Here is a 12,716-nt window from a genome sequence, read left to right on the forward strand (position 1 = left end):
GCCGATCAGCGCGCGCCCGCCGGAATCCCCGGCGCGGCGTTCGGGGCGACGAGGTTGTACCGGTTGCGGGCCCAGGCCGCGACGTCCGCGACCTGCCGCTCCACGGGAGTCGCCGACCAGCCGAACGCCTCGCGGAATCGCGTGTCGTCGATGACATAAGGCACGTCCCACTGGTACGCCATCTCGACGGCCTCGCGCACGAACGGCGAGAACAGGCCCACCGCGCGCAGCGCGATGCGCGGGACCCGCGCGACCTCCACCTCGACCCCGAGCGCGCGGCCGAGGCGCCGCGCGAGCGCGCGCGTGCTCTCGGCGGGCGCCGTCGGCAGGTGCCAGATGTGGCCCATGGCCTCTTCCCGATCGCCCAGCGTCACGAGGCCGCGCGCCACGTCCTCCACGTACGTATAGGAGTGGGGCATGTCGGGATCGCCCATGCACTCCACGGCCTTTCCGGCGAGCGCGCGCGTATAGAAGCGCTCGCCCCAGGCGGACAGCGGCACGTTGGCGCCGAAGAAGTCGCTGGCGCGCCCGATGGCGACGCGCACGTCGCCGCGGCGCTGGGCCCCGAGGCGCATCTCCTCGAGGTCGACGCGCAGCGCGCCCTTCTTGCTGCAAGGGCGGCGCGGCGAGCCCTCGCGCATGGCCCCGTCGGGCACGCCGTACATGTAGAGGCAATCGAGCGCCACGAGCTTCGCGCCCGCCTTGCTCGCGCCGTGCACGGCGCCCCGCGCGATGGGCAGGAGCTGCGTGGGCCAGAGATGGTAAGGCGGGTTCATGCAATCGTAGACCACGCTCGCGCCGCGCGTGGCCTCCTCGGCAAAGGCGAGATCGGTGATATCGCCGCACACCGACGTGAGCCCCGGCCGCTCCGGAGCGCGGCGGGTGCGCTGCACGAGGCGCACGCGATGCCCGCGCGCGAGCAGGAGATCCGCGACGCGCGGGCCGATCTGGCCGGCGCCGAGCACGACATGGAGGCGAGGAGAGGAGCTGGAGGCGGGCGAGGCATCGTTCATGAGGCCAGGATGGCTCTTGCAACGGTGCAAGACAACGCCCGCAAATTGCAAGCAGTGGCGGCAAAAATGCAAGACCTTGGAGGGCGCGGCGCCGGCGGGCGCGTGGCCTCGAACCAGGGATTTCGCGGAGCTATTTCGGTCATCGAAGGTCGGAACGCGGGCTGCGGCCCGAGAGGCGAGCACGCGGGGCCGGCGCAGCGTGGAGAGCGCGCTGCGCGGTCTTCCGTGCACAACGAGGATGGGTGAGCTCATGGGTCAAATCGTTCTCATCACCGGCGCGTCGAGCGGCATGGGGCTCGCCACGGCCGTCGCGTGCGCGCAGGCAGGTCACGAGGTCGTCGCGACGATGCGCCGCCCCGAGCGCAGGGGGCCGCTCGAGGAGGCCGCGAGGGCGCGGGGGTGCGCGTCCACGTCGAGGGGCTCGACGTCGCCGCGGCCGACGCGCCGGAGCGGATAACGTCGATCGCGCAGCGATACGGGGCCCCCCACGCGCTCGTGAGCAACGCTGCCATCGTGGTCAGCGGCGCCATCGAGGAGCAATCGGACGCAGACGTCCGCGACCAGTTCGAGACGAACGCGCTCGGGCTGATGCGGGTCACGCGCGCTGTGCTGCCGTCGATGCGCGCCGCCGGCCGCGGGCGGATCATCAACGTCACGAGCCTCCAGGGCCGCTTCGGCCTGCCCGGGACGAGCGTCTATGCGGCCACGAAGCACGCCGTCGAGGGGTTCAGCGAAGGCCTGCGATGGGAGGTGAAGCCGTTCGGAATCGACGTGTGCATCGTCGAGCCGGGCATCCACCGGACGCCGATGTTCTTCGAGAACCAGCGACAGGGAGATGGCGTGTCGAGCGAGAGCCCGTATGTCCGGCTGACCCGCGCGCTCGATCGGCTCGTGGTCAGCAACGTCACGAAGGCGCCGCCACCCGACGCGGTCGCGCGGGCCCATCGTCCGGCTGCTCGAGGCGCGCTCGCCGTCGTTCCGCACGATCGTCGGCCGCGACGCGCAGCTGCTCCTCGGGCTGCGGCGCTCGGTCCCGGACCGCGTGCTCGCCGCAGGCCTGCATGGCCTGCTCGCCGCCGCGCGCTCGCCCGTCCTCGACCGGCTGGCGCGCCCCGCCGCCCGCTGACCGCGGCGGGCGCGAGAGCGCTCACGGGTGCGCGATGAGCAGCAGCGTCTGCGCGCGCGCCATCACGCAATCCAGCGCCAGCCGGAGCGTCTCGGGATCCAGCGCCGCGAAGCTCTCATCGAGGATGATGAGGTCCGCCCCCTGGAGGATGGTCCGCGCTACATAGATTCGGCTCTTTTCTCCGTGCGAGAGCTGCCAGCCTGTCTCACCCACCATCTGCATCATGCCCCCAGGCATCCGGTCGAGCAGCCCCCCCAGGCCGAGCTCACGGCAGAGATCCTCGGCCTCCTCGAGGTCCACGATCCGGGGTGGCCACTGCCGGCCGAGCAGCAAGTTGAAGGCAAACGGCGCCGAGAGGATGTGGTTCTCGTGGAACTGAGGCGCGGACGCGACGTGGCGGCGCCAGCCCGCGAGGCCGAGCGTGGACCTGTCGAGCCCGCGAATCAACAAGAGCCCCTGGCTCGGGACGCGCAGCCCCGCGAGGATCGCGCCGAACGTGGACTTGCCGCTGCCCGAGGCGCCCTCGAGCAGGAGCCGCTCCCCCGCGTGGACCTTCAGGCTGCAGTCGCGCAGCGCAGGCGCGTGTCGCCCGGCGTGCCGGAACGAGATGGCCTGCGCGTCGAGCAGGATCTCGCTCGGCGCGGCGAGCCGGCGCGAGACGGTCGCGAGCGCCGCCGTCGTCGTCACCTCCGCGCGGGCCGACGCGCGCTGGAGCGGCGCCGCCTGCTCCCACGCCACGGCGGCACCCAGCAGATCCGCGAGCCCCGTGACGAGCGTGCGGAAGGCGCGGAAGCCGAGCAGGATCCCCCCGAGCGCCACCGCGAGGGCCGAAGGCTCCGCCGTCGCCGCGACGAACGCAGGCCCGAGCGTCGCGACGCCCACGAACAGCCACCCGCGCGGCACCACGGCCGCCAGCAAGGCGTGCACGCGATCGAGCCGCCTGGACGAAGCGAGGTAGCGCTCGAGCGCCAGGTCGTCGGCCTCGTACCAGCGCTCCGGGTCCTCCTGCGCCACCCGGGTCCTGTGCCCCACGATCTTCTCGATGAGCGCGTGCGTCATCTCCAGCCGCGCCCGCGTCCATCGCCGGCGCTGCTGCAGGTAGATCGCCGCGACGATCGCGGTCAGCCCTGCCCAGGCGAGCAGCCCGAGGAGCTGCGCCAGCCCGTTCGGCCCGGAGCCGAGCACGAACGCCGCCATGATCAGCTCGACCACGGCCACCACCCCGATCAGCCCGCCCCCGACGGTGAGCGCCTCGAGGGCGTCGGCCTCGATCACCCGGCCGAGCAGCTGCCCAGCGCCCTCGTGCCGTATCTCGCCCGGCTCGAGCAGCAGCGACCCGGACAGGAGCCGCTGCTTGATCACGTTGCCGAGCTCGACCCCCACGAGCCCCGCGAGCCAGCCCGACAGGACCCTGAACGGCAAGGTGCTGAGGAGCAGGAACGCCCACGCGATCAGCCATGACAGCTCGAGGTGCCCGCCCAGCACGCTGCTCCCCACGACCCACCAGGAGAGCAGGAAGACGGCATATTCGACGGCGCGCGCGAGGAGGAGCACGGCCAGCTTTCGCCCCCACCGCGCCTGCGCGAGCAGCCCTCGCAGCCCGGTGTCCGGCGACCGGCGGAGCAGGAAGCACCCCCGGATCACGGTGCCGCCGAGCTGCTCGCGGAGGATCGCGCGGCGCGCGCGATCGCGCTTTCGCGGAGGAACGTCGGCGGACTCGAGCGCGAGCTCGACCGCGGGCAGGAGCGGCGTCTCGACGATCTCGCAGAAGGCCGACCGCACAGCCTCGAGCGCGACCTCGATCGACTCGTCCTCCGTGGTGCGGAGGCGCACCCTGCCCCGGCGGGCCCCGACGAGGACGAGAAAGCGCGGCTCGGGGCCGAAGAGCCGCAGGATGGCCGGCCCCGCGTGGAGAACGAGATCGTCCACGTCCTTGTGGCGGGCCTCGACGAACTCGGCCTCGAGCCCGAGCCAGCTCGCCGCGCCTTCCATCCAACGCGTGAGCGCGAGCCCCCCGGGCTGAACGAGATCGGCAGGCGGCGCGGGGACCCCCGTGGCGCGCACGGGGAGCCCGGCCGCGCGCGCCAGGACCTCCAGCGCCTCTCCCAGACGGTGCAGAGGCCAGCACACCTGCGCCGGGAGGACGCTCACGAGGCGCGCTCTTGCTCCACGACGCGGCCACCGGCCATCCGCAGCCGGCGCCATGCGGCGTTCGTCCAGATCTCCGTTCGGACCTGCTCCTCGGCGTCGAGCAGGGCGCGGTATCGCGAGCCGGCGCGCGCCGCGAGCTCGGCGGGAGCGCCGTCCTCGACGACGCGCCCTTCGTCGATCACGACGACGCGATCGAACACGTGCGTCTCCGCGAGATCGTGGGTGATGCAGAGCATCGTCGTGCCTGCCCACGCCGCGCGGCTCCGCGCGAGCAGCGCGCGGCGAAGATCGCGGTCGAGCCCGCGGAACGGCTCGTCGAGCAGGGCGAGCCGCGGGCGCGCGCGCAAGAGCGCGCGGCCGAGCCGCACGCGCTGCCCTTCCCCTCCGGAGACGAGCGCGCCGCCCTCCCCGAGCGACGTCTGCAGGCCGTTCGGCACCGCCTCGAGCACGCGCGAGAGCTCGACCTCCTCGATCACGCGCCCGACGCCATCGAGGCCGCCGGCGCCGTACGCGAGGTTGTCGAGGAACGATGTGTTCCAGAGCTGAACCGAGGGATCGACCCACGCCGTCCGCCGCCGCAGCGCCTCGATCCGGGCGGCGCCGAGCGGCTCCCCGTCGACCAGCACACGGCCCGCGCTGGGGCGGTGCCAGCCGAGGAGCAGGCCCACGAGCGTCGACTTGCCCGCCCCGGACGCGCCCACGATCGCGACGTGCTCGCCCGGCGAGATCGCGAGATCGACGCCGCTCAAGATCCGGTGTCCGGCGGCGACGACCTCGACCCCCTCGAAGCGCAGCGCCACGGGCGCGCCCTCGTCGAGCGGGGGCTCGGCCCGCCCGTCGCCGCTCGGCTCGCGACGCTCCTCCAGCGCTCCGAGCGGCTCGAGCAACCGCAGCGCGACGTTGCGCAGCGGCGGGAGCTGCCTGGCCAGGAGGGCGATCTCCTGCCCGATCGCCGGGATGTTCAAGGCCCAGAACAGGAGCAGGAGCGCGCCCGACGTGCCCTGCATGCGGTGCAGGCAGCCGACGAACATCCACACGGCGAAGCCGAGGGCGATCAGCGTGCTGACGAGATCCGTCGCCACGACGGCGCGCAGGAGCCCCGTGGCAGCCCTCGCCCACTCGACCAGCAAGCCCTCGTGCTCCCTGCGGACCAGCCGCTCTCCGCCGTGCGTGCGGACGGCCGTCAGCCCGAGCAGCGCGTCGAGATAGAAACGGGTGAGCGCTCCGGCGTGGTTGCGGACGCGCAGGTCGCGCTCCATGAGCGGGGTCTGGACGACGAGGGGGACCAGGATGGCCGCGGCGGACGCGGCGAACGCGACCGGGGCGCTCTCCGGGTCGAGCCAGGCGATGCCGACGGCGCAGAGGACGATCTCCAGGGTGTGGCGCAAGAACCTGCCGGCGAGTTCGGGGATCTGGCGGAGCCTGTGGCTGTTGTGGCAGCGCTCGGCCATGTCGGACGTCGGGCGGCTCTGGAGGTAGCGGTCCCCGAGCCGAGGGATCTTTTGCACGAAGGCGACGCGCAGGCGCGCCTCGATGTGGCGCCCGAGCCAGCCCGTGCCGAGCGCGATGGGCACCTCGAGGAGCAGCAGGACGCCCAGGAAGACGAGCAGCGCGGCCAGCGCACCCAGGCGTTGCTCGAAGCGCGCGAGCCGCGCGCCCACGTCGAGCAGGCTCTGGAAGAAGAGCGCCATGGCAGCCACCCCCACCGCCGTGACGCCGATGCCGGCGGCGAGCATCGAGGTCGGGAGCAGGCCGGTCTCGCGGACGAGGCGCATGAGCTCTCGGCCAGGGCGCGCGTCGGGCTCCCGCAGCGCCGCTGCGAGCTCCGGAGAACGCGGCGCCGGGGCGGGGACCGCGTCGCCCGCCGCTGCGCTCCGCACGCCGTGCACCGCGACGAGCACCGCCCCGCGCAGCGCGAGGCGCTCGACGCCGTCGGGCGCCTCCGGGGCGGGCCGGACGCACCAGAACATCTCGGGGATGACCGAGGTCTCGTCGCCTTCAGCCGCGGCTGCCCTGGCCTCGCGCACGAGGTGCTCGAGCAGCCGAGCCGCCCTCGGGCCGTAGCTCAGGCCGCCGGACGCGGTGATCGAGTCGACCATCCTCACCGCGGCGTCGAGCCTCGCCGTGCCCATCCACCCGGCCTCCGCGAGGGCCTCGCCGACCAGCCGAGTCCCGCCGTCGTCGACGCCGACGCGGGTGCACCGCTCGCGGAGCGCCCGCAGGAACGCCGGCGACCCCGAGAACGAAGCCCAGTCCGAGGCGGGGATCGACGACGTGTGAAGGTACACGTCCTCGAGGAGCCCGCGGCACGTGATCCAGCGGCGGCCCGACGCGGGATCCATGAGCTGCACGAACGGCCCGAAGCGCCGCCAGAGCACGACGAAGTGCGGGGCCCCGCTCGGCACGCGCACGACGAGGATCGCCGGGATCGCCTGTGCCTCGGGGAGCAGGAGGTGGTCGACCGGCATCATCACCTGCTCGGCCTCCAGGCCGAGCTCGATCGCGACCTCCTCGATCGTGTCGATGGATGTCCCGTCGACGTCCGTCTGGCATGCCTCGCGCAGCCGGCCGTAGCTGACGTGCACTCCGAACCCTTCGAGCAGGCACTTGAGCGACGCCGGCCCGCAGTCCATGGCCGACGTCTGCACGACCTCCGGGGCGAGAAAGCGCCGACGCGTCATCGCGGATCAGCGGCTCGCCCCGTCGCCCGCCCAGCCACGCTCGAGCATCCGGCCCGCGGCGCGGAGCACGAGCTCCGCAGGCAGGACCCGCTCGACCTCCACCTCCACGGTGCCCGGGAGACCGTGCTGCATCGGGATCGCCGGCGGCCCGCTGCCCGCGATGCTCAGCTCCACCCGCACCTTGCCGTTGCGCACCTCGCTGCCGACGCTCTCCACCGCGAGCGGCAGCGTGCCATATTCGGCCCACGGGAACCCGGCCAAACGCAGCCGGGCCGCCTGGCCGGGGCGAACGCGCCCGAGCACCACGTCCGGCGGGAAATCGGCGGTGACGTGCAGCCGCCCGGGGGGAACGACGGCGCCGAGCCGGGCCCCCTTCGTCACCACAGCGCCGGCCCGGAGCACCGCGATCTCGCCCAGCTTGCCGCTGATCGGAGCGCGGATGCTCCGCAGATCGATCTCGTGCTGCAGCGCCTCGATCGCCACGAGCTCCTGCGCTTTCTCCCCGCGCAAGAGCTCGATCTCCCGCGAGAGCTCCGCGACCTCCGCCTCGATCTCGCTCCGCTTCAGGCGGCTCTCCGCGTCGATGCGGCCGATCGCCACCTCCAGAGCCTCGGCGCTGGCGCGCTGCAGCTGCCCCTCGGAGACCATCTTGGCGAGGTCGGCCGCCGAGACGAGCGCCTGCTCCCGGAGCACCGCGGAGCGTTGCGCCTCGGACTGGGCATGATCGGCGAGCACCATGGCGCCGCGGTGCCGGGCGCGCGCCTCTGCGACCTGCGCTCGCGCGACCCGCTCGTGCTCGCCGAGCGCCCGCGTCTTGGTCTCGATCTCGCGCTCCAGCGGCCCGAGCTGCCCCGTGATGCTCTCGACGCGAACCCGCTTTGCAGACAGCTCGATCTCCAGGGCCCTGGCGTCGAGCACGAGGAGCACCTCCCCCGCCTCGACCGACCTGTCGAGCACCAGGCTCGACGAGACCACCCGCCCTTCGACAGCCGGCTCGAGCGGGTGCGTGGCCACCTCGACCTCGACGCGCGCCTCGGAGCTCACCGCATAGACCGAGACGCGAAAGAGGAAGAACCACGCGCCCCACAGGCCACACAGCAGCACGGCGACGGCCAGCACCTGGATCGGGCGGCGAGCTCCGTCGACGGCCAGGGCGCGAAGGGAACGGTGAAAAGGTGCAGACATACCGCTGTTGTGTACGAGTGCGAGTGGGAGGGCGTGCCTTCAGCGGGGAGGACGCGCTGGCGGGCCCGCGATCTCACGGCGCGGCAGGCGCGGAGCCGTCCCCGCCCGACGCCGGCGGGGAAGCCCTGCCTCGACGGTACCACGAGGGTGGCGCGAGACGCGTCCCCGCGGGGCTCAGGCCGCTTTTTTGCGCTTGATGATGACCTTCGGCAGCACGCGCAAGAACCGCTGGTCGCCCCGCAGGTAATGGTCCAGCAGATCATCCCAGGCACGATAGTTGAGCTCGAGCACGAGCAGCATGTAGCTCATCGCGAGGCGCTGGATCGCGGGGGAGACCGACTTCACCTCCGCCATGAACAGCCGCGGAATGCTGGTGTGGTGGTATTTCTCGTTGAGCAGGATGTGCTTGTCGAGCGCCATGAACTCTCCGACGAGCCTCTTGTACGGCTCGTCCAGCGGAGAATCGACCCCGAGCACACCCTCGGTGATGAAGATGGACACCGCATATGCGACGGGGTCGAGCACGCCGAGCTGCGTGAACACGTCGACGTACGCGAAATGCAGGGGCAGCGGCTGCGCGCTCTGGATCTCCTCATCGGACAGGCCCAGCTCGCGGCAGCTCTGGTACTCGAGCACGTCGTGCCCGACCTCTTCTGCGTAGTACCGGAACGACTTCGCTCGCAGCGTCGCGTTGAGCCGCTTGGGCAGGATCGCCGCGATGATCTCCGGGAAACGGGTCGTCACGTGGTAGTCCTGCAGGTAGCGCCCGTGCACCAGGATGAGATCGGCGTCCGGCGCGTTGAGCTCTTTCAGGTACGCGGGGGTCCCGACGCGGCTCGTGACGTCGCGCGCCACGCGCTCGACCTCCAGCATGAAGCCGATGCCCGTCAGGCACTCCTTCGGCTCGTACGTCGCGACGCAGAAGCGCTTGGCTCTGGAAGGATCCGCGCCGCTGACGAGGCATTCCGCCAGCCCGTTGAGGTGGCGTTGCGCGTCCGGGGTCGAATACGACCCGCCGGTCAGCTCGCTGATCAGCTCGTCGAGGACGACCTCCCCTGCCCGCGCGCCCGTGAGCTGCGCCTCGAGCGACAGCAGCGCCTGCGTGCAGGACACGAGCGAGAGCGGCGCCTGACCGCGCTGGTAGAGCCCCTGCACCATGGCGATCTGCTGATAGAAGTTGTCGAGCGCCAGGATCTCGGGAGAGCTGAGCGGCCTCTGGTCCGTCGCGGGCAGCGGGCGCTCCAGCGGCAGGGTACGCGACAGATCCAACGTCAGGCCGAGGAAATGCTGGCGGATAGCCCGCACGTTGGAGAGGAGCGCCTGGCGCCCCCCGGGCCCCACGTCCGTCAAGACCTGCTCGACGCAGGTGGAGATCCAGCCGCGCAGCTTCGCGATCTCGGCGTCGCGGCGATCCCTCACCTCGGGCGCCGCGTCGCGCAGCAAGCCCAGGTAATCCATCGTCTGGAGCAGATCACGCCAGTCAGACTCCGGGGGGGCGGACAGCACCTCCTTCCACACCTTCGAGCCGGGCTCTCGCAGGGCGTCGAGCCGGCTCACGATGTCGCGCGCGGCCGTGCCCTCCCCGTGCTCGATCACGTACTCGTTGACGTCGGCCGTGACGAGCACCTCTCCGGTGGCGTCGTCCAGGCGCACGCCCGATATCGCGAGATAAGGAGAATCGTACTTTGTAATGTTCCAGGCTTCCATATCACTGACTCCTCAGCGAGAGAAACGCAGCAAGCACACCCACAGCCGTTCAGGGCTCGCTCCCGCGGGAGGCGCGAGGAGCGCCGGGGCCGCCGCCGCGGGCCCCTCCGCTGGCCGGCTCAGTCCCAGACGCGAGGGATGACGCTCCCCGGCTTCCCGTAATAGTCGACGATCTGGCCATCCATGAGGACGATCGACTCGACCAGGATGCCTATGTGGCGCAGCACCGCCTTCTGCTCCTCGTCGGAGATGCACGGGATCTCGGCGAACAGGGCCTCGCTGATCTGCTCGTGATCTCCGTCGTCGTTGATCGACGCGTGATCGAGGATGGGCTTGTAAAACGCCTCGGGCAGGCCGACCTCGATGCACCGCTTCTTGTAGGCGGAGTGGAACTCGTCGCTCACCTCCTCGAACAGGAACAGCGCCGCCTTGAACGACAGCGGATGCTGGCGCGCGTACACCCCGAGGGAGGAGCAGATCGTGAACGTCATCGGGAGCGGCACCAGCCGGTCGAGGTCCTTGCGCTGGACGCCGACGGCGGCCAGGGACCGCTCGATCAACCGGTCGTGATTGAGCTCCGAAACGAAGAAATCCTGCAAGATGCGCAGCGTCGTCCTCGACTCGTGGTACGCCAGCGCCGGGGCGAGCAGCCCCGGGCACATGCGCACGATATGGTAGTACTCGAGCGCGTAACCGATGAGCTGCTGGCGCCCCAGGGTGCCGTCCACGAGGCCCTGGTAAAAGGAGCGGGTGGTGTACTTGCGTCGCACGCGCTCGATGAAGCGCTGCAGCTCTCGGTAGAACTGCGCGCCCCGCTTGGCCTCCAACGGCTTGTAGACCGTCTCCGTGAGCAGGCCGAAGCGGTCGAGATCCCGGCAGACCCGGCCCACCTCGTGGGAGAGCGACGGCAGCTCGCTCGAGAGCTCGTCCATGGATTTCCCGCCATGCAGGAGCAGCTGCAGCAGGCGCACCGAGTCGTCCCGCGTCTCGGGAGCGAGATCGATCTCGTACTCCTCGTCCCGGTAACGGAGGAGGCAGCTCTCGCTGTTCGCCTGCAGGGTGACGGCCTCGCGCAGGCGCGGCTGTTGGAAGAAACTTGTCGTCACGGTCATGATGATCGCCTCGAAGTCAGATGGTCGACATCCTGCGCACGAGGTCCGCGCCGGTCCTCGGGGAGTAGAAATTCCAGATGGCGGTGTAGAAGTCGTCGTACATCTCGACGAAGAGGCGCATCTGGCGCCGCAGCCGCCCCATCGTCTCGTCATCCACGTAGGGGATCTCGGCGAAGATGAGGCGCGTCAGGTTCCCGTGCTCCCCCTTGCGGTTGATGTCCGAATGATCCCGCATCGGCTTGATGAACTTGGGCGGGAGCGCGGCCTTCTCGCAGGCCTCGATGAAGAGATCCACCTCGGGATCCTTGCCCTCGAGCACGCCCAGCGTCGCGAAGAAGAAGATGGGATCGCTGGACGCCCAGTACGACAGGGCGTTGCAGAGCGCCAGCGTCTCGGCCAGCGGCATCATGTCCTGCACGTCCTCGCGGCTGATGCCGAGGGCAAAGATCGCCTTGATGATGATCTCGTCGTGCCCGTACTCCTCGCAGTAGAACTCGTTCATCAGCTGGCGAACCTTGGCGCTCGCGACGTAGGGCAGCACCGGAGAGTCGAAGAGGCTCTCCCGGTAGAGGAAGTGGTAGTTCTCGATGGCGAGGCCGTAGAACGCGCTCTTCGGGCAGCGCTCCGGATCGCCCAGCACGTTGACCCAGAAGACGTTGCGGTTGATGCTCTTCTCCATCAGCGCATTGGCGAGATCCTCGAGCTCGAGCAGCGCCTGCGAGCCCGTGCGCATCGTCACCGTACCCGCGTCGTCCAGCAGCCGGAAGCGCTCGAGATCCTGCAGCAGCGTCCCGAACCGCTTTTGCTGGGCCGTGTCCAGCCCACGCTGGAGCTCGCTCACGGTCCGGCTGCCGTCCAGCGCCTTGAGGAAGCCTCGAAGCTCCTCGGCGGACGAGCCCTCGGGCTCCAGGGCGAACTCCACCCCGTCCCGGACGAGCGAGATCTCGTCGTTCTTGACGGAGACATCGCAGACTAAGCGCGGCTGAAAATTGGTTGATTCCAACACGGAATTGCTCTCCCTCGGCTCAAGGTTCGAGCTGTTAGGGCGCCGATCGAAGCGAAGGAGCGCCCCGGGAAGCGGACACGCTCCTTCGTCTCGGCCGGAGCCCTCACAGCGCCGGATCGACAGATCCAGACAGATGCGGCGGCACACACGTCCGGCAACTGCCCCGGAGAAGCGCGGCCGCACCTCTCCGGGACACCACTACCTGCCGATCGCCATCACAGATGCACGGCGACGACCGGGCCCGCCATCACGCCCGTCTTCAGGCGGATGCGCATGGCGCGAGTCTCGGTCGTGGCGGCCGGCTTGGCCTCGGCCTTCTCAACGTTGCTCTCGACCTTGGTCTCGACCTTATTCGACATAGCTTCCTCCACGGCTGCATAACGCAGCAATGCGCTCCCACCATAGGAGCGCAACGGAGGAAATCGGTACTACATGAACATCGACGTGTCAAAATCTAAAATAGAAATCACATCGCGCGAATCCAGCCATTCGAATTCGGTGCAACCATCCAGCGCTCCTCCATAGGCTGGGCAGAGCCTGTGCAGAGCCTGGGTCAATTTTCCACGAGCTTTCGCGCGGGCTGCCGCCTTGCGAAATCTGCGGGAAACAAGCTTATGGGAATAATCACGCATGCCGCGCGGGGAGGGAGCCGCCGAATGATTTCAATAGTTTAGCGCGACACCGGCGGAGCACGGCGCATAGACGAGCCGTCGACGATCGTTAATTATTGTTAAA

10 protein-coding genes are annotated in these 12,716 nt (G+C 70.3%); 2 read left to right on the plus strand and 8 right to left on the minus strand.

Annotated elements, in window-relative coordinates:
* Nucleotides 1-5: 5 nt before the first annotated feature.
* Nucleotides 6-1,013, minus strand: coding sequence for an NAD-dependent epimerase/dehydratase family protein (locus tag WME98_RS49155; protein ID WP_437948425.1), 1,008 nt, complete (start codon nt 1,011-1,013; stop codon nt 6-8).
* Between the two features lie 250 nt (nt 1,014-1,263).
* Here WME98_RS49155 and WME98_RS49160 point away from each other — a divergent pair, with 250 nt between their 5' ends.
* A complete protein-coding gene (locus WME98_RS49160) occupies nt 1,264-1,470 on the plus strand; it encodes an SDR family NAD(P)-dependent oxidoreductase (RefSeq protein WP_437948426.1) in 207 nt (68 codons plus the stop codon).
* Complete coding sequence (locus WME98_RS49165; protein WP_437948427.1) at nt 1,413-2,177, plus strand: SDR family NAD(P)-dependent oxidoreductase; 765 nt, start codon at nt 1,413-1,415, stop codon at nt 2,175-2,177. Before WME98_RS49160 ends, WME98_RS49165 begins: the two co-directional genes overlap by 58 nt.
* Here WME98_RS49165 and WME98_RS49170 read toward each other — a convergent pair.
* The 7 genes from WME98_RS49170 to WME98_RS49200 form a co-directional block, all read right to left on the minus strand.
* Nucleotides 2,161-4,290: an ATP-binding cassette domain-containing protein gene (locus tag WME98_RS49170; RefSeq protein ID WP_437948428.1), complete on the minus strand. Its 2,130-nt coding sequence runs from the start codon at nt 4,288-4,290 to the stop codon at nt 2,161-2,163. The genes WME98_RS49165 and WME98_RS49170 overlap by 17 nt on opposite strands.
* On the minus strand, nt 4,287-6,971 hold the full coding sequence (locus tag WME98_RS49175; RefSeq protein ID WP_437948429.1) for an ATP-binding cassette domain-containing protein: 2,685 nt from the start codon (nt 6,969-6,971) through the stop codon (nt 4,287-4,289). Before WME98_RS49175 ends, WME98_RS49170 begins: the two co-directional genes overlap by 4 nt.
* Before the next feature lie 6 nt (nt 6,972-6,977).
* On the minus strand, nt 6,978-8,156 hold the full coding sequence (locus tag WME98_RS49180; RefSeq protein WP_437948430.1) for an HlyD family secretion protein: 1,179 nt from the start codon (nt 8,154-8,156) through the stop codon (nt 6,978-6,980).
* Between the two features lie 174 nt (nt 8,157-8,330).
* Nucleotides 8,331-9,863, minus strand: a complete 1,533-nt coding sequence (locus WME98_RS49185) for a hypothetical protein (protein ID WP_437948431.1) — start codon at nt 9,861-9,863, stop codon at nt 8,331-8,333.
* A gap of 119 nt (nt 9,864-9,982) precedes the next feature.
* On the minus strand, nt 9,983-10,975 hold the full coding sequence (locus WME98_RS49190) for an iron-containing redox enzyme family protein (RefSeq protein WP_437948432.1): 993 nt from the start codon (nt 10,973-10,975) through the stop codon (nt 9,983-9,985).
* Nucleotides 10,976-10,991: 16 nt separating this feature from the next.
* Complete coding sequence (locus WME98_RS49195; protein WP_437948433.1) at nt 10,992-11,981, minus strand: iron-containing redox enzyme family protein; 990 nt, start codon at nt 11,979-11,981, stop codon at nt 10,992-10,994.
* A 215-nt stretch (nt 11,982-12,196) separates the two neighbouring features.
* Nucleotides 12,197-12,340 carry a hypothetical protein gene (locus WME98_RS49200; protein WP_437948434.1) on the minus strand — a complete coding sequence of 48 codons (144 nt, stop codon included), beginning with the start codon at nt 12,338-12,340 and terminating at the stop codon, nt 12,197-12,199.
* Nucleotides 12,341-12,716: the final 376 nt, after the last annotated feature.

The sequence above is a fragment of the Sorangium sp. So ce296 genome, assembly GCF_051529605.1.
Lineage (GTDB): Bacteria > Myxococcota_A > Polyangia > Polyangiales > Polyangiaceae > Sorangium > Sorangium cellulosum_D.

Excerpts from the sequence above, each read along its gene's own strand:
- WME98_RS49155 (WP_437948425.1), bottom strand. The coding sequence starts at position 1,013 with ATGAACGATGCCTCGCCCGCCTCCAGCTCCTCTCCTCGCCTCCATGTC.
- WME98_RS49160 (WP_437948426.1), top strand. The coding sequence starts at position 1,264 with ATGGGTCAAATCGTTCTCATCACCGGCGCGTCGAGCGGCATGGGGCTC.
- WME98_RS49175 (WP_437948429.1), bottom strand. The coding sequence starts at position 6,971 with ATGACGCGTCGGCGCTTTCTCGCCCCGGAGGTCGTGCAGACGTCGGCC.
- WME98_RS49180 (WP_437948430.1), bottom strand. The coding sequence starts at position 8,156 with ATGTCTGCACCTTTTCACCGTTCCCTTCGCGCCCTGGCCGTCGACGGA.
- WME98_RS49185 (WP_437948431.1), bottom strand. The coding sequence starts at position 9,863 with ATGGAAGCCTGGAACATTACAAAGTACGATTCTCCTTATCTCGCGATA.
- WME98_RS49190 (WP_437948432.1), bottom strand. The coding sequence starts at position 10,975 with ATGACCGTGACGACAAGTTTCTTCCAACAGCCGCGCCTGCGCGAGGCC.
- WME98_RS49200 (WP_437948434.1), bottom strand. The coding sequence starts at position 12,340 with ATGTCGAATAAGGTCGAGACCAAGGTCGAGAGCAACGTTGAGAAGGCC.